Here is a 20,778-nt window from a genome sequence, read left to right as displayed (position 1 = left end):
ATCGAGAAAGAGGGTACCGTGCCCGCGGGGTGCCCCAGACCCGTCAACGCACGGTGAGGGCGCGGGGCTCTTCGTCGTCGGCGTTGGTGGGACGGCGCAGGAAGAGCTGGAGGATCACTCCCATCAGGGCGCATGCCGACATGGCGAAGAAGCACACGATGTATCCGCCGTGCGCGGTCCAGCCGCCGCCGAGGGAGATCAGCCTGCCCATGAGCAGCGGTGCGATACCGCCACCGATGAACATCGCCGTCGTGATGATGCCGTTGGCCGTGGAGACCGCGCCCTCGGGGGCCGCGTCGGAGGCCGCGGCGTAGTAGATGGGCCACACGGCGTTGGCCACCAGGCCGAAGGCCAACTGGATGATGACGACCAGTAGCGACGACGTGGCGAGATAGAAGCACGCCACGCTGACGGCCATCCACACCCCGCAGATCATGATGGTGGGCTTGCGCCCGATCACGTCCGACAGGGTGGGCCACAGGATCTGTCCCAGGATCCCGGTGAACGCGAAAACCACACTGAGTCCGGCTGATTCGGCCAGGGAGAGCCCGACGACGTTGTAGAGGTAGGCGGGCAGCACGACGTTGACGCCCATGTAGACGATCTGGGTCAGCATCGTGGTGAGCGCGGTGAGGTTGATGCTGCGATTCCGGAAGCAGGCCGCGATCAATCCCTTTCCGGCGCCGTGGTCGTGGTTGTCGTCCGGCGGGGTGAGCCCGTTGGCGGCGATGTCCTCGTACAGCGTCGCGATCCGGTCGGCGGTGGAGTAGCGCCCCCAGAAGACCATCAGCGGAATCGCGACGATCAGGCCGAGGAACAACGTGTAGGACCAGTTCGACGCGCCGAACGCCGCGATGACGACGGCCGCCGACAGGCCGCTGAGCAGCGAGCCCACCGGGTAGCCGGTGTGGTGGGCGCCCAGCGCGAATCCTCGGCGTTCCTTGGGCCACCATTCGGCGGTGTTGCTGACGCCGACGGGCTCACCCCAACCGGCACCGAGGTTGACACCGACCCGCAGTGCGATGAACGCGACGGCGTGCGAGCTGACGGCTTTCAGGCCCGACACGAACGAGAGTGCCGTGTAGCCGATCACCAGCGGGACCTGGAAGCGGGCACGTTTCCAGCCGCCCCCGTACTTGTCGCTGAGGGTGGATCCGGGGATCGCCAGGACGGCGAGCGAGATCATGATGAGCGAGGCAATCGCGCCCCACGCGTCCGGGCTGAGGTGGAACTGCTCGGAGATGGTCGGCCCGAGCCGCAGAATGATCTCGCGGTCATAGGCGTTGAGAACCCAGATCAGCCAGCACACGGCGAGCGAGATCCACGAGTATTTGTGGGTGTTGCGCAGAGATCCGCGGCGCGAAGACGTCTTCATGGCTATGCACCGAACCTGTTCTCGGGAATGCCCGTGACCCCGAGATCGCGTATCGCGAACAGGGATCCACGTAGCTGGCCGTCGTCGGGAAATCGGGGCAGCGGCGGTCGGCCCATCGAGGTCACGTAGAGCACGTCGAGGTCGGCGCCGCCGAACATGACGCTCGTGGGTTTGCGTACCGGGAAGTCGATGACGCGGTCGACGGTGCCGTCCGGGGCGTAGCGAATGATCTTGCCGCCGTATACCAGTGCCTGCCACAGGTAGCCCTCGGCGTCGACGGTCGCACCGTCGGCCGCGCCGCCCGAGCTCGTGTCGACCCGCGCGAACGTGCGCCGATTGGTCACCGTTCCGGTGTCGAGGTCGTAGTCGTAAGCCCAGATCTCACCGGTCCAGGTGTCACAGAAGTACAGCGTCCGACCGTCCGGGCTCCAGCACGGGCCGTTGGAGACGGTGATGCCCTCGTCGAGCGTCGTCAGCGTTCCGTCCGGGTGGTAGCTGTAGAGCTTGCCGCTGGGCGAGTCCTCCAGGGTGTCCATCGACCCGAACACGAAGCGGCCGCGCTTGTCGACCTTGCCGTCGTTGAGGCGGTTGTCCGGCAGATCGGGCTCGGGGTCGAGCAGCGTCGTGAGCGTGCCGTCGGCCAGATCGAGCCGGGCCAACCCGTCCGCGAGCGCGACGATCGCGGCGTCGCCGTCGCGGCACAGTGCCATCGAACCGATCTTCTGGCCGACCTCCCAGGCCCTGATGTGCGAGCCGTCGGCGGTCGAGCGGAAGATCCGGCCGTCGGCGCTGTCGATCCAGTACAACGACTGTTGTTCGCAGTCCCACAGCGGTCCCTCGCCGAGCGTGGTCTTGAGATCGACGACCACGTCGATCGGGGGTGCGGCTTGCCTGTCGGACATTGCCGGAACGCTAGAAGTACGTCGATGTGTTCAGCAACGTTAAGTTGTGACCTCGGACATTTGTCGGCCGGTCAGTGGTCGACCACACTCGGGCCGGCCCGGTTCACCGCGGTGTCGCGGCATGCCCGGTCCAGCTGAACTTAACGTTGCTTAACGATTTGGGTCACACTTAATGTCGGGACACCCCGGCGAGTCAGGGAGGTGAACCGGTGAGAACACGCGTTTCGGCGGCCGATGTCGCGCGAGCGGTCGGCGTCTCGCCGGCCACGGTCTCCTACGTGATGAACGGCCGCCGCGGGGTGTCGGAGCAGACCCGGGCGAAGATCCTGGAGGTGGCCGAGCAACTCGGACACATCTCCAGCGCGCGGGCCGACGGGCTCCGCGCACATCAGACCCGGGTCATCGGCCTGGTCCTGACCGACATCGCCAATCCCTTCTACACCGAGATCGCGGCGGGGACGATCGACGCCGCGCGCGCCCGCGGCTTCGAGGTGTTTCTCGCCCACACCCAGGAGGATCCCGAGACGTTGCGGTCGGTGGTCGACGCGATGATCGCCCGCCACGTCGACGGCGTGGTGTTCACCGTGCTGCACCCCGACGACGGCGAGGTGATCCGGTCGCTGCGCAGTGCCCACATCCCGTTGGTGCAACTGTCGCGGCGGATCGAGCGCATCGACGCCGACTTCGTCGGGATCGACGATCGGGGCGCGGCCGCGGAGATGATGGAACACGTTGTCGGGCACGGCTACCGGGACATCGTCACGATCGTCGGGCCGCGCACGTCGAGCGCGTCGGCGGCCAGGGAAGACGGATTCGTCCGCACCGCCGAATCGCACGGCATCCGCAGCATCGCCTCGCACCGGATCAGCACCTACCTCAGCGAGCGGGGCGGCTACGTGGCCGTCGAGCAGGTGCTGGCCCGCAAGGCGTTGCCGCACGTGATCGTGTGCGGCAGCGACGCCATCGCCCTCGGCGCGATCAGCGCGCTGCGCGCGCATGCGATCAAGGTGCCCGAGGATGTCGCCGTCACCGGATTCGACGGACTCTTCCCCGGTGCGTCCCCACTCGTCGAGCTCACCACCGTCAACCAGCCGCGTCGCGAAATGGCCGAGCAGTCAATCGAACTCCTGACCCGCCGGATCGACGGAGCCGGGGGCTCCTACCAATCGGTGCTGCGCGCGCACGAACTCCGGATCGGAACGACCTGCGGCTGCCCGCGAAGACACGCGGCCGCCGCCTGACCACAACCGAACGCCGATCCCTGGGCGCACCGCCCACGGGATGACCTTTCGACACCCTGCAGGAGGCGCCTTGCCATGGCCACCGACACCGAGTTGAACTGGCTCATCTTCCGCAAGCTGATGCCACTGCTGATCGCGGCGTACATCATCGCCTTCATCGACCGCACCAACATCGGCCTCGCCAAGGCGCACCTCGAGGCCGACCTCGGATTATCCGCCGCCGCATACGGTTTGGGTGCCGGACTGTTCTTCCTGGCCTATTCGCTGTGCGAGGTGCCGAGCAACCTCATCATGCACCGCGTCGGGGCCCGGTTGTGGATCACCCGGATCATGGTGACCTGGGGCCTGTTGTCGGCGGCCATGGCCCTCGTGCAGGGGCCGGTGTCGTTCTATGTCCTGCGGGTACTGCTCGGGGTCGCCGAGGCCGGGTTGTTCCCCGGCGTGATGCTCTATCTCACCTACTGGTTCGGCCGCCGGCAGCGCGCGAAGGCGAACGGTGCGTTCCTGGTGGCGGTCTGCCTGGCCAACATCGTGGGAGCGCCCGTCGGTGGTGCGCTGCTCGGAATGGACGGGATCCTGGGCTGGCACGGCTGGCAGTGGATGTTCGTGATCGAGGGCCTGCCCGCCGTCGCGCTCGCGGTCATCGTCTACAAGTTCCTGCCCAACGGACCCCACGACGCGAAATGGCTTGCCCCGCAACAGGCACGTGAGCTGACCGAGAGGCTGGCCCGGGAGCAGCAGGACGGCGCAGAGGCCTCGGGCACGCATTCGTTCGCCGGCGTGTTCCGGGACAGGCAGATCCTGCTCGTGATCGCCGTGTACTTCACCCACCAGATCGCGGTCTACAGCCTCACCTACTTCCTGCCGGGAATCATCGGCGAATGGGGTCAGCTGTCCGACCTCACGATAGGTCTGCTCACCGCCCTGCCCTGGGTCGCCGCGGCCATCGGCACGCTCCTCCTGCCGCGCTACGCCACCGACGGCCGCCGGTCCCGCGCGATGCTCCTCGGCGGCATGGGCGCCATGGTCGTCGGATTCACGATCGGGGCGGTCGCCGGGCCCGCACTCGCGCTCGTCGGGTTCTGCATCGCGGCGTCCACGTTCTTCGTCGTCCAGTCGATCCTGTTCGCGGTGCCTGCTTCGCGGCTGGCGGGTGCGGCCCTGGCCGGCGGCCTGGCACTGGTCAACACGCTGGGCATTCTTGGCGGTTTCGTCGGACCGTTCGTGATGGGGCTTGTCGAGACCGCGACCGACAACCCCTCTGCCGGTTTGTGGTTCGTGATCGCGCTGGTGCTCATCGGAACCCTGGTCGGCTTGGCCCTCACGTTCCAGGACGCCCCGGCCAACGTCACCGAGAAAGAGGTAACACCATGACCGACCGGATCCTCGTGGTGGGCGCGGGCGCCATCGGCGGCGTCACCGCCGCGCACCTCGCGCGGGCGGGCCGGGATGTCACCGTGCTCGACGCCAACCCCGAACACGTGCGGCTGATGAACTCGCCCGGGCTGCGATTCGACGAGCTCGGGACGACCTCACACGTCCCGATCCCGGCGGTCGCCGATCCCGCCGAGCTGACCGGCAGGTTCGACTACGCGCTGGTCACGCTCAAGGCGCCGTATCTGGACGTCGCACTCGCATCGCTGGTCACCGGCGATCTCGTCGACACCTATGTCTCCCTCGGTAACGGCCTGGTGCAGAACACCGTTGAACGGATCGTCGGGGCGGACCGGCTGGTCATCGGGATCACCGAGTGGGGCGCGACCAACCTCGGCCCCGGCCACCTCGCCCAGACCACCGTCGCACCGTTCGTGCTCGGCGAGGCCGACGGCGCCCGCACCGCACGCGTCGAGACGCTGAGCGAAATCCTCTCGGCTGCGGCCGAAGTGCAGATCTCGACCAGCATCGTCGGCCAGGTCTGGACGAAGCTGCTGCTCAACAGCACCTTCTCCGGGCTCGGCGCGGTCAGCGGAATGCTGTACCGCGACGTCGTCGCCGACCCGCTCGGCCGCGAACTCGCCCACCGGCTGTGGACCGAGGCCTACGACGTCGCGCACGCGGCAGGTATCGAACTCGACGAGATCGTCGGTGTGCGGCCGGACCGGCTCGTCGTCCGCTCCCGCGACGACGTCGAAAGCGCCGATGCGGCAACTGAAATCCTGATGGGCCGGCTCGGCGCGACTAAGGCGTCCATGCTGCAGGATCTCGAACGCGGCGCCAGTACCGAAGTCGACGTCATCAACGGCGGGGTGTGTGTAACAGCCGAGAAAGCCGGTGTCGCAAGCCCGTTGAACGCCCGCATCGTCGAGCTGGTGCACGACTGTGAACAAGGCCACCGGTCACCGGGCCCGGCCACGTTCGAAGCCCTCGCCGAAGTGCCCGCCTGACCCCAACCCTCAAAGGAGAAAACCATGAACGACAAGGTCATCATCACCTGCGCGCTGACCGGCGGCATGACCGTGCCCGCCCAGAGCAAGGCCATCCCCATCACGGTCGACCAGATCGTCGAGGAGGGCGTCAAGGCGGCCGAGGCCGGCGCCGCGGTGCTGCACGTGCACGTGCGTGACGAGGCGACCGGGCGGCCCGTCGCCGACCTCGACCTGTTCGACCGGGTGCTGTCCGAACTCAAGAAGCACACCGACGCGGTCATCCAGCCGACCACGGGCGGCGGCCGCGGGATGACCGTCGAAGAGCGGGCCTCGGTCCTCAAGTTTCGCCCGGAGATGGCCACGTTCAACGCAGGCAGCTTCAACTTCGGACTGTTCCCCGTGGCGTCACGCGACCTGCCGTTCGCCGAGTGGGAACGCGAATACCTGGAGGGCACCACCGACTACATCTTCAAGAACACCTTCGCCGACATGACGTACATGGCCGAGCAGATGCGGCAGGCCGAGACCCGGCCCGAGATCGAGGTCTACGACGTCGGCCACATCTACAACCTCGAACAGCTGGTCAAGGACGGTGTACTGACCCCGCCGTTCAACCTGCAGTTCGTGCTCGGCGTGCTCGGCGCCAACGCCGCGGAACCCGACCAGCTCATCCATATGCTGCGCACCGCCGAGCGGGTCTTCGGCCGGGATTCGTTCACCTGGTCGGCCGCAGGCGTGGGCTACCGCGGTGAGTACAGCCTGGCGGCCCTGTCGTTGATCCTGGGCGGCAATGTGCGGGTCGGGCTCGAGGACAACCTGCGGATCACCAGGACCGAGAACGCGACGTCGAATGCGCAGCTGGTGCGCAAGGCCGCCGAGCTCGCCGAACTGTTCGACCGCACACCCGCAACGCCCGACGAGGCGCGTGCGTATCTGGGCCTCAAGGGCGCCGCCGCGGTGGCCTTCTGACCGCTCAGTGCAGCTTGAAGATCACCGCGCGCTGCACCACGAAGTTGATCACGGTCGCGGTGCCCTGCGCGATGACGAACGCGACCGGCACCGCCCACGCCCGGTAATCGGCCAGGTGCAGCACCAGGTGGTTCAGCCCGACCTGCACCGCGAAGGTCACGATGTAGAGCACCCACACGGCGACGAGCCGCGCGGTGCTCGGCGGTGCCTGGAAGGTCCACCGCCGGTTGATCAGGTACGCGGTGGTGGTCCCGGCGATGAAGCCGATCGTCTTCGCCAGGTCGACCTGTAGCCCGCCGACCTTGTAGAGCAGCACGTACAGGCCGAAGTCCACGATCGCGGACAGTCCGCCGGTGACGATGAACCGGAATGCCTGGGTCTTGAGATCCAGGCGCGGGTTTGCGGGTGCGTCGGCCACCCGGGCAGCTTAACGAGGCATACCGTTGCGTCGTGTTGCAGATGGTGCTCAACTACCTCGGCATCGTGATGTTCGCCTCGTCGGGGGCGATGGTGGCGATCCGTAAGGGATTGGATCTCTTCGGGATCGCGGCGCTGGGGGTGTTGACCGCGGTGAGCGGTGGCGTGCTGCGCGATCTGTTCCTCAATGTCAGCCCACCCTCGTCGATCGAGCATTGGCCGAACATCACGGTCGCGCTCGTCGCGACGGCGGTGGCGACCCTGACCGCCAGGATCTTCATCCGGTTGCGCCGGATCGTGCTCACCCTGGACGCGATCGGGATGGGCTTCTTCGCCACCTCGGGCGCGGCGTTCGCGGTCGATGTCGGCGCCAGCTGGTTCGCCGCGGTGCTGATCGGGGTGACCACCGCGATCGGCGGCGGGATCGTCCGTGACGTGCTGGTGCGGGAGATACCGCTGTTGATGGGAACCGACGATCTCTACGCGGTCCCGGCCGTCATCGGTGCGACGGCCTACGCCGTCGTCGACTATCTGGGTCCGCAGTGGGCGGGCCTGGTGGTGGGGACGGTGCTGGCGACGGCGCTGCGCCTGGCCGGGCTGGCTTTCCGGTGGCGGCTGCCCACCGGTCCGCGGGACCTGTTCGTCGGCGGTGATGGTTAGCCTCGATTTTTCGCCGGGGTTGGCGATGGCGTGCTGCGGTCGCGTGGTGGGCGTGTATAGATCGTTTTGACGCTCTACGCGTGTGGAGTCGTCCCGTGTCGCCGGGGTGGGCGGGCTTTCCCAGGGCCAGTGGGTCTTTCGTGATCGGTGAGCCGGGGGGCTTGCGGTTACCCGAAGGCAGTGCGCAGGTTTTGCCAGGCGGTCGCGATCTGGGCGGCCCATCGCCAGGTGGCGTCGATGCGTAGCCTCAGTTGTCGGGCGCCGCGGGTGATGCGGGCGGCCACGTGCAGGACGCGGTAGCGGAAGGTGGCGATCTCGGCGCGAGCCAGTTCGGGATGTGTGCGGAAGCCGATGAGTCGGGTCCAGGTGACCAGGTCGGCGGCGGTCAGCACGATTTCCAGCCAGGCGGCGTTGGACCAAAACGAGTGACAGGGCAGGTTGCGCAGCCCGGTGGCTTTCAGGTCGCGGATGCGGTCCTCGACGCGGGCGTGCTGGCGGTGCCGCAGTTCCAGGCCGGCAATCTGGCCGGGGACGACACCGACCGGTGTGTCGGTGATGAACGCAGTGACCCGCATGCCGTCGGCGTCGGTGAACCGCAGTTGCGCGCCGGGGTGAGGGCGTTCTTTGCGCAGGATCAGCCGGGTGCCGGCCGGCCAGCTGTCGAGGTTGACCAGGTCGGTGGCCTCGGCGACCCAGGCCCCGTCTCGGATACCGTCGGCGGTGTCGATCGCCGGATACCAGCAGGAACCGAGGTTGAGGATGTCCACGGCGTCCTGGACGCGGGCGTCGACGGGATAGCCGAAGGAGAACCCCACCCCTGCGCTGCGGCAGGCATCGGCGAACTTGTGGGTGGCTCCGGCAGTGTCGCAGCGCACCAACACCTTCGGTGGGCCGCCCTCATCGCCACGACTGGGGTCGGGCCGCCACGGCGCCGGCAGCGCGGCCAGCGCCTGGTGCAACACGACGATGTGATCGCTGGCGGTGTTGGAGCCGGCGTTGCCGGTCCGCAGCAGTCCGGCCAGCGCTTCTCCGCCAGCGATCTCGGGGCGATCCAGAAACGCCAGCAGCGGGTGATGACCGAAGGTCTTCTTCCAGGTCGGTGTGGCCCCGGCCTTGTTATCGGAGTGATCGATGACCAGGGTGGCGTCGATATCGATGTGCAGCCAACCCTGCCCGGGGGCGGCTCCGGCGTTCCAGGCCGACGCTCGTGCCGCGGCGCGGGCAGCCCGCACCCCGGGCAGGTGCGCAGCGTCGATGCGCTCATCGATCAGCCGCCACATCGTGGTCGTGGAGGCCTTCGCGCCGAACACGTGCTCACGATCACCGCAGAGCTGACCCACTCCATCGATGCAGTCAGCCCCGTCGGCGACCGCGGCGGCCAGATCAGCGAACACATCACCGGGGGCGTACACCCACCGACCCCGGTAGGTGTCGGCCAACGCAGCCGTGACCTGCGCCGATAGGCCCGTACGGTCGGCAAGTTCACGCAGCATGCCCATCCCGGCATGCGACACCACACCATGGCCGTCGGCAGAGACTTTCACTCGTGAAGCGACCGCGATATTCTTCACCTGCGAGGTGCCTTCCCCTGGGAACGATTGAACCGTAGAGAAGTCCAATTATTCCTTGCAGGACAGGCACTTTCGCGTATCTACACCCCACCAAAGCAACATTTCACGGAAAATCCGGGCTAAGAAGCAAAACAGCAAGAAAAACGACAAGAAGAAGAAACAGAGCAGCCGCCACAAAAAGCGCAAACGCAAGAACGGATCCAACTAGTTAGGTTGGTCAGGATGGCGACACCAAAGGTAAACGAACTGATCGCGACATTCGATGTGTACCCCGACTACGGTCAGGTACTCGTCGAAGAAGCTGGCAATCCTGCAGGCGTTCCCGACGATAGCGACGGGAAGGTGGCCGTGAACGACCACTCGGTGGTGGTGTCGACGATGACGTCGGATGCGGCCGACACCTTCGGTCGCGATGTTGTCGTATGTGTGTACCGCGGCAGCGATGGGACGGGCTTCGGAGAGCTGGTTTTCGACGGCACCGTGATCTTCACCGAAGCAGCGCTCGCGGTAGGAGAGATTCTTGATCTCCCTGAGGACCTGCACCGGGTCCCTATCGATCACACCGGCCCTATCCACCTGCAGATCTACACGCGCAACACCATTCCCGAAGTTCCGGCCAGCGACCCCACTGACATCAACATCCTGATCCGAACCGACACGGGACAGTGACAATGTGAATTCCCCTGGTTGGGTGGTCGTGGCTACAGAGCGCGCTGGTTTCCCGCCAACGCGAGCGTGCGGTCGTGGACTGCACCAGTTTGGACATCCGCAGGTCGCGACTGACCTTCGGTGATAGGCGACGGAGCGTGATTCCGCAGGTAACCAGGCATTTCGCTGTCCTCCGATGGGGTTCGAATCCCCTTAGCTCCACTCCTGACTCTGTCCTACGGCACCGCGTCCGGTGCGTTGAGGCTGACGATTGTGGTCAAGCATCACAGCCATGGCGGATCCTTCCGGGTGTCAGTTCCAGCCGTTCCAGTGGATGAACTTGCGGTGGTCGGCTCGTGGGCCCGGGCGAAATGAGGTGCCACGGCTGAAGGCGATCGGGCTCAGCGCGGCCTGCACGACGTGGTGGTAGTCGATGCCGAGCAGCTCGGCCATGTCGTGTTCATAGCTGAGGTGACATGTGGTCCAGGTGGTCCCGAGGCCGCGCTCGCGGGCGGCGAGCATAAAGCTCCACACCGCAGGCAGCACCGAACCCCACGCGCCGGCCTGTCCACGTACGGTCGTCAACTCCTGTCGCGAGTTCACCCGTACACACGGCATCAGCAAGATCGGTGCCTCGTGCAGGTGGGCGGCCAAGTGATCCAGACTGGCGAGGATCCGCTCCCATTCGCCGCTGCCCGGGTTCATGCGGCTGACGTCGTGCGGTCCTCCCGTGCCAGGCACCCCCACAGCCAGCCCGCGCCGCCAGATCTGAGCGACCCGAGCCCGCAGCGAGGGTTTGTGACGCCGATATCGCAACCGTTGACGGATTAGCCTCGAATCCATGGCGCGGTCCAAGGAGTTCGATCCCGAGGTGGTGCTTGACGCTGCCATGCGGCTGTTCTGGAGGAACGGCTATGCGCGCACGTCGACCTCCGGTCTGGTAACCGAATTGGGCATCGCGCGGGCCAGTCTGTATGGCACTTTCGGGTCCAAACGCGGCCTGTACCTGGCGGCATTGGACCGCTATCTCGCCGGAGCGGGGGAACCGGCGCCAGAGCGCGTGGCACAGGAGGCGGAGTCCGGTCTGGCCGCGGTGCGGGCGCTGCTGGAGGATGCCGCAGCGCTGCCCGGGCAAGGGCTTCCGCCAGGATGCTTCTCGGTGAACGCGACTGTCGAGCACGGCGATAGCGACTCCGAGGTGTCGACGCGCCTCGACCGCAATCGTGAGCGGATGGAGTCGGTGTTCAAAGGTGCCCTCGCGCGGGCACGGGCAGAGGAGACGCTTGATGCCGAGACGGACCTCGATGAGGCCGCAGTCTTGCTGTCCACGGTACTTATCGGACTTCAGGTTTTGTCCCGAGCCGGCGTCAGCCAATCGAACCGCTCCGCTCGAACCATCGACGCGACGCTGAATGCCTTATTCGTGTCAGTCCGCGTCGATTGATTGGTCGGAGTTTCGTTGCCGCAGCGCGGCACTGTCTCACGGACCCGTGGGTCGGCCGAAGTATTTCTGGCTCAACGCGGCGTAGGTTCCGTCCTGCGTTGCAATGTTGAGCCATTGGTTGATCCACTGCTGCAGGTCCGCGGACGCACTCGGAATGAGATAGGCCTTCTGCTCGAAGGTGAACGGATGGTCGAGCGCAATTCCGCACAGTTTTGGGTTGGCGATGGCCTGCCAGCGAACTTCGCTGGTGTCGGTGATCATCACGTCGGCGGCGCCCGCCGCCAGCTGATCGAAAATCGTGTTGTTGTCCGGCCAGTCCACCACCTGTGCGGTGTGCAGGTGGGTCTTGTCGAACTCGGCATTGCCGCCGCCGGGGTTGACGATGACGCGCACCCCCGGTCGGTCGATGTCTGCCAGGGCGTGGAAGCGGCCACTGTCGCTACACCGGCCTATCGCGGCTTTGCCGTCGCGCAGGTACGGGATGCTGAACAGTGCCTGTTTGGCGCGGTTCAGGTTGATGCTGATGCCGCCCATTGCGAGGTCACAGGAGTTACCGACGTCGGCCATCAGGTTCTTCCACGTGGTGGGCACCAGCTCAAGCTGAACCCCGAGCCGCTTAGCCATGTCACCCGCCATCTCGATATCGAGTCCGCTCCACTTCCCTTGGCCGTCCCGGTAGGTGAAGGGGCGATAGTCGCCGGTGCTACAAACCCGGATGGTGCCGTCCTGGGTGATTCGCGACAGTGCGGTCGGCGCCTCTGAGGGTGGGCTGGGCGTGCATCCAGCGACCACCGCGACGACGAACGCGACCAGTACGGTGAGCCACCGCCGTTGCACTGCAGTCATTTTCACCTGGAGCCCTTCCCGTCGAGCGGCGCCGAAACCATGCGTGGTGCCGGGGTGTCACTGAGACCGTCACTCTATGCCGTTGCCGATGCGCCTTCGGTCGCCACGCAGCGATATCATGCGCTATCAGCACGAGGGGGCGCCAGGCGGCGGTCATCGACCGCGCGTGGGAGTGACCGCTCAGGTGGGTTGATCGATGAGTCGGCGCGGGTGCGGATGCACGAACATGAACACAGTCGACCGTCCGACCTGGTTCTGTGCGGCCATGAGACACTCACATCGGTCGAGCGAGGTGAGGGAGCCGGATGGCGTACGTCAAGGCGGCCGAACGCGAGAAGCAGATCATCGCCGCGGCCAGAACCGTGCTCGCATCCGTCGGGGTGTCCGCCACGACATTGCGGTTGGTGGCGAGCGAGGCCGGAATCCCGTTGGGCACACTGCATTATGTCTTCCCGTCGAAAGAGCAGATGTTGCGGGCGGTGATCGACGCGGTCGTCGGCGAGGTGCTGGACACGGTCGCGGCGGATCTGGAGCTGGACCGAGGTGTGGAACACGCGATCCGGTACGGCGCGTTCCGGTTCTGGGACACATTGGTGCAGGGCGACGTGGGCGCGCAGATTATGCAATACGAGTTGGCGATGTACTCGGCACGAACCAGCGGGACCGGCGGTCTGGCCCTCTACGAGCGGTACACGTCTTTGATCACCGAGGTGTGTGAGCAGGCGGCCAGGTGGGCCGGCGAGCGTTGCGCGGTCGGCTTCGACACTCTCGGACGGCTGTGTCTCGCCGTCATCGACGGTCTGATCGTGCAATACGTGGCCAACCCCGATCCTGAACGCGCACACCGTGACCTCGGGCGCGCGGTTGACATGATCGTGGCCTTCGCCGACCCGAAACCCGTTACGAAAACGCGTGCCCGGCGCCGTCGCTGAGCGACCCCCATCGGCTCCACCGATTGCGCGAGGGCGTCCGTCTGCCTTATCGTAAAAATCGGTCGGTTGTCCGACATAGTTCATTCGCGACGGGCGCGGTGCGGAAGGACCACATGACGCGAGACCAGGCGGGCAGATCACCATCCGCGACGACGGTGGCGGTGGTGGGTGCCGGGCTGTCCGGGTTGACGGCCGCCCGTGAACTCCACCGCCGCGGCGTCGACGTCATCGTGCTGGAAGCAGCCGACCGGGTGGGCGGCCGGGCGATGAGCGAGACGACCGTTCTCGGTTCGCGGGTGGACCTGGGCGGGCAGTGGATCGGCCACGACCACCACCGCGTGATTGACTTGGCCGCCGAGTTCGGGGCCTCTCGGTTCCGGATGCACACCCGGCCGCTTCCGGTCGTGATCAGCGGATCGCGCCGGATACGCGCGGCCGGCCCGACGATGCTGTCGGCCGGCGTCGTCCTGGGCGCTGTCGAGGTGGCGTCCCGGATCCGAGCGTCGCAGCGGTTCAACGCCACAACCGTCGCCGCCTGGCTGAACCGGCTTCCGGCGCGCACCGCTCGACGGCTGCTGGAAGTGATCGCATTGATCTCGTGGACCGGCGACCTGGACCGCGTCTCGATTCACGCCATGGCATCGATGGTCCGCCGGCAGGGCGGCCTGGCGACCATGCTGTCGACCAAAGGCGGGGCGCAGGAATCGTTGCTCGTCGAAGGGGTCGGGTCGCTGGTCGACGGCCTGGCCGCCGGACTCGGTGAGCGGGTGTGGTTGAACCGGCGAGTCACGGCTATCGTCTGCGACGACCGCGGGGTCACCCTGCGTACCGGCTCCGGCGATCTGCGGGCCGCGAAAGTCATCGTCACGGTCCCGTCACCGGTGATCGATCGGATCGAGTTCGATCCACCACTTCCGCCTGATCGGATCGCGTTGTGCCGCAACACCTACATGGGCTCGGTGTACAAGGCGATCGCGGTCTATGAGCGACCGTTCTGGCGGGAACGAAGCGGCGGTGAGTTCATCGTGCTGGACAACCCAGGTAGGGCCGTATTCGACACCACCCCGCCGGGCGGCCCCGGGCACCTGTGTGTGCTCGTGGCCGGGCCGGAGGCGCGCCAACTCGACCGGCTGGACCCGGCCGGGCGCCGTGGTGTGGTGCTCGATGCGCTGGCCCGCCGCGTCGGGCCCGAAGTCCTCGAACCGGCCGGCTGGCACGAGAAGTCATGGCACCGTGACGAGAACGTCGGCGGCGGCTACATCGCCCTGCCGTGTCCGGGAACCACCGAAGGGCTGCTGCCGGTGGCGTCCGCAGCCGTCGGCGACATCCACTGGGCGGGCTCGGAAACGGCCGCCCACCATCCCGGCTACCTCGACGGGGCCATCGAGTCCGGCATCCGGGCGGCCTCGGAGGTGAGCGAGGCGGTGAGGGCGCTCGGCAATCCGGATCAGTGAGTCCGCGGGCGCGTCCGACCGCCTGGGTGGGCAGCGTCCCACTGCGCCTCGATGCAGGTCACGCGGCGATGCTCGATGACGAGCCACAGCGTTCCGGCGACCGCACCGAGAACGGTGATGAGCACCGTGGTGGATAGCCATTCGTAATGTCGGTAGGCGGTGGCCGCCGCTACGCTGATCAGCCCCACCATCGCCACGACCAACAGAATCAACCCCGGCCAGAAGAAGTTGTCTTTCATCGCGATACCCGCGCGCGGTTGCGTGGTCCGGGAATGATCCGTCGGATCGTCGTGCGTGTCTCCCATCACCGTCCCTCCTTCGTCGGACAGGGCATCAACGTCGGTCCGATCTGGTCGAGTCGCATCGGTCGCGGATGAGCAACTCGGGCAGCGTAATCGCCCCAATCGTGGTCACGAGCCACACCACGACGGTCGTGGCCGCCCAGGATGCGGTGGTGTCAATGGCGAGCCCGTGCGTCAACACCGAGGCAAGGATCAACGCGGCGATCGTCAGGGCCAAGCCGCTGCCCCCGAGGAGCAGCGACGCATACTGATGGGGCAGCGTCACGATCGCCACGGACAGCATCGCCTGCGTCACCGCGAATACGGTCACGGCGACGACGAGCCCCGTTGCCGACAGCGAGACTCCGGGAACGACCCGCGCGGCAACCAGCAGTCCGATCGCCCACGACGCCAAGAGCACAACTGCCCTCAGCAGGATCCTCGTCATGGTGGGGGGCTGGACTGGTGTTGCCATGGGCACATGCTGACGATGGCAGGGGTGAGTTGTCATCGCCCGGTTCGCGGTCTCACCCGGGTGAGAAGTCGACGATGCGGTCATGAACGGCCCGCCCCACACGTCGCCGGGGACATCACGCCTCGTCCTACGCGATCGCAGCGGTGCGCCGGACGGGGTCACACTGTGCCCGGTGGGTGCGCAATGGAACCGGCTGCACCTGCTGCGCCCGGATCTGGACCAGTATGGTGCGCAGCCGTGGCTCTTCCGGGCCGCCGGCGTACCCGTCCAGCCAGCGGCTCAGCCTGTCCAATATCGTCATCGACATGGCCATCCGGCTTGACCTGATCGCGGCGAGTATCCGCTCGATCGCGAGGTAGTGTTCCCCGCAGCCTAATTCGACAAATGTCATGGTGCGTTCATAACCCGTCAGACACGCATCTGCCGCAATGGCCAACAGCCACGCCATATTCGCGTCCGAGGTCATCGACGAGTCAACCGCGCCCGGCGGCGGCGTCGTTGTCGTCTCAGGCTGTGCCCGACCGTGTGAACTCCACATACCTCACCGCCGGTGATCGATTGTCCTGGGCTGTCTCCATCAGATTGCCGTCGGGCGGGGTGACTGGTCATCACCCGTGCCGCTGGTTCACCCGGGTGATAACCGGGGATGGTGCGCCACGCGCCCGAGATGGGTAGAGGTACGCCGGTCCGAGTCCACACCCCGCTGTGGGACGCTGTACCGAGCGTGCAGGGTTCCGTGCCGAAACGGCGCCTACACCTCGAAATGGCGCACGCTCACCACAGCATCCGTACCCAACATCTCCGCTTGGACTGGCCGGTGACGTCGGGTCAATCGCGGTACCGCGATAATTGATCGGTCAGTTCGTGGGCGTAGGCGAGTTGCCGGGTGAGCTTGATGCAGGCGTCCTGGGCCCGAGCGTGACATTCGGCGACATAGTCGATCGCCTGGGCGCGTTGGGGTGTGGGTGCGGCCGGTGTGTTGAGGGTGTCGAGCGCGTCGAGCAACTGCCGCATCTCGTCGAGGCTGAAACCCAGCGGTTTCATCCGGCGGATCGACAGCAGGCGCTCGACATCGCCGACGGTGTACAGGCGGAACCCGCCCGCGGAGCGTGCCGAGGGCGCCACCAGCCCGACCTCGTCATAGTGGCGGATGGTCTTGATGGACAGGTCGGTTCGCGCCGCGACCTCCCCGATCTGCAGGTGCCGCTGGCTGCTCACGAGTGGTCGTCCTTTCCCGGCCGGTCAGTGTGCCGCGGTGAGCCGGCCGCTCAGCTGCGCATGCCGGTGCGCACTGTTGTCGTTCATCCCGACAATGCTGACCGTCTTACCCTTGGCAGCGTATTTGGTGGTGATCGCATCCAGCGTGGCCACCGTCGAGGCATCCCAGATGTGGGCCTGGCTCATATCGATGACGATGTTGTCGGGGTCACCGGCGTAGTCGAACTCGTACACCAGGTCATTGCTGGAGGCGAAGAACAGCTCACCTCTGACCGCATACACGCGGGTGTCGTCGTCGGGGTGGGCGATGTCGACGACTTCGGTCAGGTGGGCGACCCGGCGAGCGAATAGCACCATCGCGGTGAGCGTGCCCACGGCAACACCGTAGGCGAGGTTGTCGGTGGCCACGGTGACCGCGACGGTCGCCAGCATGACGGTGGTTTCGCTTTTGGGCATGCGCCGCAGCGTTTTCGGGTTGATGCTGTGCCAATCGAGGGTGCCCACCGACACCATGATCATGACCGCGACCAGTGCCGCCATCGGGATCTGGGCTACCACGTCACCGAGCCCCACCACCAGGCCGAGCAGGAAGGCGCCGGCCAGGAAGGTGGAGATGCGGGTGCGGGCGCCGCAGGCCTTGACGTTGATCATGGTCTGGCCGATCATGGCGCAACCGCCCATGCCGCCGAAGAATCCGGTGACGATGTTGGCCACGCCTTGTCCGAGCGCTTCGCGGGACTTGTCGGAGTGGGTGTCGGTGATGTCGTCGACCAGCTTTGCGGTCATCAGGGATTCCAACAGCCCGACGACGGCCATGGTGAGCGCGTAGGGGGCGATCACCTCGAGGGTGTGCATGGTGAACGGCACATCCGGGATCAGCAGGGACGGCAGGCTCGACGGGAGTTGTCCCTCGTCGCCCACATTGGGAATCGACCAGCCGAATCCGACGGTGGCGGCGGTGAGCACCACGATGGCCACCAGCGGGGCGGGGATCGCCGTGGTGAGTTTGGGCAGCGCCACGATGACGACGATCGCGGCCGCCACCATCGGGTAGACCAGCCAGGGCACGCCGAGCAGGTGCGGCAGCTGGGACAGGAAGATCAGGATCGCCAGCGCGTTGACGAAGCCCACCATCACGCTGCGCGGTACGAACCGCATCAGCTTGGCCACGCCGAGGCCGCCCAGGACCAGCTGCAGCACCCCGGCCAGGATCACCGTCGCGATCAGGTAGTCCAGGCCGTGGCTGCGCACCAGGGGCGCGACCACCAGCGCGACCGCGCCGGTGGCGGCCGAGATCATCGCAGGCCGGCCACCGGCGATCGCGATCGTGACGGCCATCGTGAACGCCGCGAACACACCCACGCGCGGGTCGACGCCGGCGATGATCGAGAACGAGATCGCCTCCGGAATCAGCGCCAGTGCCACCACGAGCCCGGCCAGCACCTCGGTGCGCAGCCGGCGCGGTGAGCGCAGGGCACCCAGCACTGATTGCTGCTCGCGCGGGGACACCGCTTCCGGCAGTCGTTTCACCACAGCTCCGTTCCGGGCGGACACCCGATATCACGCAGTGCACATCGACATCGGTGGGCACCATCGAGCGCGCATCGTTGCGCGAAAAGTGTTGCCGGAACGCATCATCAGCGGCCTCGACGAGGACTGCGACGCTGGTGCGTCCAGCGACGATTCCGAACTCTACCCGTGGGGGAGGGTTCGGTTCCAACCCGCCCATCGGCGTGTGCGCAAGCCCACATCCAGGACATGCCGCCGAGCACCGGGAAACATTCACCGCCGGTTACGCGTTGATGGTCCGTCGGAAATGAAAAAGGGGAGCGGTGCGCTCCCGTCCCCTCCACCATATAGCGGAGCAGGGGGCTTGCCGCAAGGCCGGGGTGAGGGCGCACAATCGCTGGCCGGAGTCGACCGGGGGAGTCGGCGGGCGGGCCACGGGAGGTAGCCAGTGAGAGATAGCGAGCAGCACGTGTCGAGCCGGGAGTACGAGGACGAACTGCAGTCCGAGCGCGACTATGTCGCCGGACTCTACGCGCGGCTGGACGCCGATCGCGCCGACGCCAAGCGGCGGTACCAGGCCGCGTTGCGGGCCCCGGTCGACGCGCAGGACGGCTCGACCCTGGTCGGGCGTGACGCGGAGGTCCGCACCATGGCCAAGACGATGGAGCGGCTCGATGTGGCCGACAACGGCCTGTGCTTCGGTCGGCTGGAATCCGTTGAGGGCGAGCATCTGTACATCGGCCGCCTGGGCCTGCTCGACCCCGACGACGACTACGAACCGCTGCTGCTGGACTGGCGGGCCCCGTTGGCGCGGGCGTTCTATGTGGCGACCGCGGCCAGCCCGGAGAATATGCGGCGTCGCAGGCAGTTCCACACCCGCGGGCGCCGGGTGCTCGATTTCACCGACGAGATCCTCGGCCGCCCCACCGGGGCCGAACTCGGCGACGAACGCGACGGTCCCGGCGATGCCGCCCTGCTGGCCGCGGTCAACGCGCCGCGCGGCGCGGGCATGCGCGACATCGTGGCCACGATCCAGGCCGAGCAGGACGAGATGATCCGGCTCGACCATTCCGGTGTGCTGGTGATCGAGGGCGGCCCCGGCACCGGCAAGACCGTGGTCGCGCTGCACCGCGTCGCCTATCTGCTCTACACCCAGCGCGCACAGATGGAACGGCACGGGGTGCTGGTGGTCGGCCCCAGCCCGGCGTTCCTGAGCCACATCGGCCGGGTGCTGCCGTCGCTCGGCGAGTCCCAGGCGGTGTTCATGACCACCGGCGACTTCGTGCCCGGTCTGCGCGTCACCGCCGAGGACACCCCGCAGGCCGCGCGGGCGAAGGGCTCGCTGAAGATCCTGGACGTGCTCGCGGCGGCGGTGGCCGATCGCCAGCGCGTGCCCGCCGAACCCATACCGGTCAAACTGTCCGATGTCACCGTGCACATCGATGCGGGGGTGGCCGAATGGGCCAGGCAGGAGGCGCGCGACACCGGGCTCCCGCACAACGAGGCCCGCGCCGCCTTCACCGACGTCATCACCTGGGCGCTGACGGAACGGGCGATCGGGCGTATCGGCAAGGGCTGGTTGACGCGGGAGGACAAGGCGGCCTGGGAACACATGCGGGCCGAGCTGGTCGAAGAACTCGACGATCACGAGGGATTTGCGGCCGCGCTCGCCGAGCTCTGGCCGATGCTGACCCCGCAGACCCTGTTGGCAGACCTCTACACCTCCCAGGACCGGCTGCGGGCGGCGGGCGCGGACGAGGCCCTGTGGCGGGCCGAGGGCGATGCCTGGACGGTCTCGGATGTGCCGCTGCTCGACGAGCTGGTCGATCTGCTCGGCCGGGACCGGGCCGCCGACCAGGCCGCCGAGCGCGACCGCAGGGCCGAGGCGGCCTATGCGGCCGGGGTGCTCGACCTGATGACCGCCCGCGAGGATCTCATGGACGACGAGGATCACCTGCTGGCCGCGGATCTGATCGACGCCGAGGAACTCGCCGAACGTTTCCAGGAGCGCGACAACCGCGAACTCGACGAACGCGCCGCCGCGGACCGGGACTGGACCTACGGGCATGTGGTGGTCGACGAGGCGCAGGAACTGTCCGAGATGGATTGGCGGGTGTTGATGCGCCGCTGCCCGCGGCGCTCCTTCACGATCGTCGGCGACCTCGCCCAACGGCGGTCGGCGGCCGGGGCGGACTCGTGGGCGGCGATGCTGGAGCCGTATGTGCCCGCCGACACCACCGGCAACAACCGGGGCGGCCGCTGGGTGTACCGCTCGTTGACGGTGAACTACCGCACCCCGGCCGAGATCATGGCGGTGGCCGCGGAGCTGCTCGCCGAGTTCGCCCCCACGGCCACGCCTCCGGAATCGGTTCGCGCCTGCGGGGTTCCGCCCTGGTCGCGGCGATTGACCGACGACGAACTGGGCTCGGCCATCGAGGAATTCGTGCGCGACGAGGCCGGACGGGAAGGC

Annotated in this window: 21 protein-coding genes; 10 read left to right on the top strand and 11 right to left on the bottom strand. The window is 67.0% G+C overall.

What is annotated here, in order from left to right:
* Positions 1–43: 43 nt before the first annotated feature.
* Together ACWDTP_RS27300 and ACWDTP_RS27295 are read right to left on the bottom strand one after the other, a co-directional pair.
* Positions 44–1,375, bottom strand: coding sequence for an MFS transporter (locus tag ACWDTP_RS27300; protein WP_450025628.1), 1,332 nt, complete (start codon positions 1,373–1,375; stop codon positions 44–46).
* 2 nt (positions 1,376–1,377) lie between these two features.
* Entirely contained in the window at positions 1,378–2,277 is a 900-nt protein-coding gene (locus ACWDTP_RS27295) for an SMP-30/gluconolactonase/LRE family protein (protein WP_450025626.1), read from the bottom strand.
* A gap of 209 nt (positions 2,278–2,486) precedes the next feature.
* On the opposite strand from ACWDTP_RS27295, the gene ACWDTP_RS27290 reads away from it, so the two are divergent.
* The 4 genes from ACWDTP_RS27290 to ACWDTP_RS27275 all read left to right on the top strand — a co-directional run bounded on the left by ACWDTP_RS27290 (position 2,487) and on the right by ACWDTP_RS27275 (position 6,853).
* Complete coding sequence (locus ACWDTP_RS27290) at positions 2,487–3,518, top strand: LacI family DNA-binding transcriptional regulator (protein ID WP_450025624.1); 1,032 nt, start codon at positions 2,487–2,489, stop codon at positions 3,516–3,518.
* 75 nt (positions 3,519–3,593) lie between these two features.
* Complete coding sequence (locus ACWDTP_RS27285; protein WP_450025622.1) at positions 3,594–4,892, top strand: MFS transporter; 1,299 nt, start codon at positions 3,594–3,596, stop codon at positions 4,890–4,892.
* Positions 4,889–5,902 carry a ketopantoate reductase family protein gene (locus ACWDTP_RS27280; RefSeq protein ID WP_450025620.1) on the top strand — a complete coding sequence of 338 codons (1,014 nt, stop codon included), beginning with the start codon at positions 4,889–4,891 and terminating at the stop codon, positions 5,900–5,902. The genes ACWDTP_RS27285 and ACWDTP_RS27280 overlap by 4 nt, the downstream gene beginning before the upstream one ends.
* A gap of 24 nt (positions 5,903–5,926) precedes the next feature.
* Positions 5,927–6,853: a 3-keto-5-aminohexanoate cleavage protein gene (locus tag ACWDTP_RS27275; protein ID WP_450025618.1), complete on the top strand. Its 927-nt coding sequence runs from the start codon at positions 5,927–5,929 to the stop codon at positions 6,851–6,853.
* A gap of 4 nt (positions 6,854–6,857) precedes the next feature.
* Here the strand turns inward: ACWDTP_RS27275 and ACWDTP_RS27270 are convergent, their stop codons facing one another.
* Positions 6,858–7,244 (bottom strand): GtrA family protein, encoded by a 387-nt coding sequence (locus ACWDTP_RS27270; protein WP_450025633.1) that lies wholly within the window; start codon positions 7,242–7,244, stop codon positions 6,858–6,860.
* A 59-nt stretch (positions 7,245–7,303) separates the two neighbouring features.
* On the opposite strand from ACWDTP_RS27270, the gene ACWDTP_RS27265 reads away from it, so the two are divergent.
* Positions 7,304–7,930 (top strand): trimeric intracellular cation channel family protein, encoded by a 627-nt coding sequence (locus ACWDTP_RS27265; protein ID WP_450025616.1) that lies wholly within the window; start codon positions 7,304–7,306, stop codon positions 7,928–7,930.
* 167 nt (positions 7,931–8,097) lie between these two features.
* Here the strand turns inward: ACWDTP_RS27265 and ACWDTP_RS27260 are convergent, their stop codons facing one another.
* Complete coding sequence (locus ACWDTP_RS27260) at positions 8,098–9,501, bottom strand: IS1380 family transposase (protein WP_450025614.1); 1,404 nt, start codon at positions 9,499–9,501, stop codon at positions 8,098–8,100.
* Positions 9,502–9,723: 222 nt separating this feature from the next.
* Between ACWDTP_RS27260 and ACWDTP_RS27255 the strand changes: the two genes are divergently transcribed.
* Positions 9,724–10,170 carry a hypothetical protein gene (locus tag ACWDTP_RS27255; protein WP_450025612.1) on the top strand — a complete coding sequence of 149 codons (447 nt, stop codon included), beginning with the start codon at positions 9,724–9,726 and terminating at the stop codon, positions 10,168–10,170.
* Positions 10,171–10,461: 291 nt separating this feature from the next.
* On the opposite strand, the gene ACWDTP_RS27250 is transcribed toward ACWDTP_RS27255, so the two are convergent.
* Positions 10,462–10,854 (bottom strand): nitroreductase family protein, encoded by a 393-nt coding sequence (locus tag ACWDTP_RS27250; RefSeq protein WP_450025610.1) that lies wholly within the window; start codon positions 10,852–10,854, stop codon positions 10,462–10,464.
* 136 nt (positions 10,855–10,990) lie between these two features.
* Here ACWDTP_RS27250 and ACWDTP_RS27245 point away from each other — a divergent pair, with 136 nt between their 5' ends.
* Positions 10,991–11,593, top strand: a complete 603-nt coding sequence (locus tag ACWDTP_RS27245; protein ID WP_450025608.1) for a TetR/AcrR family transcriptional regulator — start codon at positions 10,991–10,993, stop codon at positions 11,591–11,593.
* 36 nt (positions 11,594–11,629) lie between these two features.
* On the opposite strand, the gene ACWDTP_RS27240 is transcribed toward ACWDTP_RS27245, so the two are convergent.
* Positions 11,630–12,439, bottom strand: a complete 810-nt coding sequence (locus ACWDTP_RS27240; protein ID WP_450025606.1) for a transporter substrate-binding domain-containing protein — start codon at positions 12,437–12,439, stop codon at positions 11,630–11,632.
* A gap of 305 nt (positions 12,440–12,744) precedes the next feature.
* On the opposite strand from ACWDTP_RS27240, the gene ACWDTP_RS27235 reads away from it, so the two are divergent.
* Complete coding sequence (locus ACWDTP_RS27235) at positions 12,745–13,371, top strand: TetR/AcrR family transcriptional regulator (protein ID WP_450025604.1); 627 nt, start codon at positions 12,745–12,747, stop codon at positions 13,369–13,371.
* Positions 13,372–13,484: 113 nt separating this feature from the next.
* Positions 13,485–14,825, top strand: coding sequence for a flavin monoamine oxidase family protein (locus tag ACWDTP_RS27230; protein ID WP_450025602.1), 1,341 nt, complete (start codon positions 13,485–13,487; stop codon positions 14,823–14,825).
* Here the strand turns inward: ACWDTP_RS27230 and usfY are convergent.
* The 5 genes from usfY to ACWDTP_RS27205 form a co-directional block, all read right to left on the bottom strand.
* The gene (usfY, locus tag ACWDTP_RS27225) at positions 14,819–15,130 is read right to left on the bottom strand and encodes a protein UsfY (RefSeq protein ID WP_450025600.1); all 312 of its coding nucleotides are present in this window, start codon (positions 15,128–15,130) and stop codon (positions 14,819–14,821) included. The two genes, ACWDTP_RS27230 and usfY, sit on opposite strands and share 7 nt — an antisense overlap.
* Before the next feature lie 28 nt (positions 15,131–15,158).
* Complete coding sequence (locus ACWDTP_RS27220) at positions 15,159–15,554, bottom strand: hypothetical protein (RefSeq protein WP_450025632.1); 396 nt, start codon at positions 15,552–15,554, stop codon at positions 15,159–15,161.
* 154 nt (positions 15,555–15,708) lie between these two features.
* The gene (locus ACWDTP_RS27215; protein WP_450025598.1) at positions 15,709–16,047 is read right to left on the bottom strand and encodes a tryptophanase; all 339 of its coding nucleotides are present in this window, start codon (positions 16,045–16,047) and stop codon (positions 15,709–15,711) included.
* A 362-nt stretch (positions 16,048–16,409) separates the two neighbouring features.
* Positions 16,410–16,799, bottom strand: a complete 390-nt coding sequence (locus tag ACWDTP_RS27210; protein ID WP_450025596.1) for a MerR family transcriptional regulator — start codon at positions 16,797–16,799, stop codon at positions 16,410–16,412.
* 24 nt (positions 16,800–16,823) lie between these two features.
* Positions 16,824–18,329: a SulP family inorganic anion transporter gene (locus tag ACWDTP_RS27205; RefSeq protein WP_450025594.1), complete on the bottom strand. Its 1,506-nt coding sequence runs from the start codon at positions 18,327–18,329 to the stop codon at positions 16,824–16,826.
* Between the two features lie 448 nt (positions 18,330–18,777).
* Here ACWDTP_RS27205 and helR point away from each other — a divergent pair.
* Positions 18,778–20,778: RNA polymerase recycling motor ATPase HelR (gene helR, locus ACWDTP_RS27200; protein ID WP_450025630.1), on the top strand; the 2,001-nt coding region annotated here is incomplete at its 3' end.

The sequence above is a fragment of the Mycobacterium sp. NPDC003449 genome, assembly GCF_053588415.1.
This window is presented reverse-complemented; position numbering and strand designations above follow the sequence as displayed.

What these genes read in the sequence shown, in the direction of transcription:
- ACWDTP_RS27300 (WP_450025628.1), bottom strand. Translation starts at nt 1,375, where the DNA reads ATGAAGACGTCTTCGCGCCGCGGATCTCTGCGCAACACCCACAAATAC.
- ACWDTP_RS27235 (WP_450025604.1), top strand. Translation starts at nt 12,745, where the DNA reads ATGGCGTACGTCAAGGCGGCCGAACGCGAGAAGCAGATCATCGCCGCG.
- ACWDTP_RS27255 (WP_450025612.1), top strand. Translation starts at nt 9,724, where the DNA reads ATGGCGACACCAAAGGTAAACGAACTGATCGCGACATTCGATGTGTAC.
- usfY (WP_450025600.1), bottom strand. Translation starts at nt 15,130, where the DNA reads ATGGGAGACACGCACGACGATCCGACGGATCATTCCCGGACCACGCAA.
- ACWDTP_RS27250 (WP_450025610.1), bottom strand. Translation starts at nt 10,854, where the DNA reads ATGAACCCGGGCAGCGGCGAATGGGAGCGGATCCTCGCCAGTCTGGAT.
- ACWDTP_RS27295 (WP_450025626.1), bottom strand. Translation starts at nt 2,277, where the DNA reads ATGTCCGACAGGCAAGCCGCACCCCCGATCGACGTGGTCGTCGATCTC.
- ACWDTP_RS27245 (WP_450025608.1), top strand. Translation starts at nt 10,991, where the DNA reads ATGGCGCGGTCCAAGGAGTTCGATCCCGAGGTGGTGCTTGACGCTGCC.
- ACWDTP_RS27285 (WP_450025622.1), top strand. Translation starts at nt 3,594, where the DNA reads ATGGCCACCGACACCGAGTTGAACTGGCTCATCTTCCGCAAGCTGATG.
- ACWDTP_RS27215 (WP_450025598.1), bottom strand. Translation starts at nt 16,047, where the DNA reads ATGACCTCGGACGCGAATATGGCGTGGCTGTTGGCCATTGCGGCAGAT.
- ACWDTP_RS27240 (WP_450025606.1), bottom strand. Translation starts at nt 12,439, where the DNA reads ATGACTGCAGTGCAACGGCGGTGGCTCACCGTACTGGTCGCGTTCGTC.
- ACWDTP_RS27220 (WP_450025632.1), bottom strand. Translation starts at nt 15,554, where the DNA reads ATGACGAGGATCCTGCTGAGGGCAGTTGTGCTCTTGGCGTCGTGGGCG.
- ACWDTP_RS27280 (WP_450025620.1), top strand. Translation starts at nt 4,889, where the DNA reads ATGACCGACCGGATCCTCGTGGTGGGCGCGGGCGCCATCGGCGGCGTC.
- ACWDTP_RS27275 (WP_450025618.1), top strand. Translation starts at nt 5,927, where the DNA reads ATGAACGACAAGGTCATCATCACCTGCGCGCTGACCGGCGGCATGACC.
- ACWDTP_RS27230 (WP_450025602.1), top strand. Translation starts at nt 13,485, where the DNA reads ATGACGCGAGACCAGGCGGGCAGATCACCATCCGCGACGACGGTGGCG.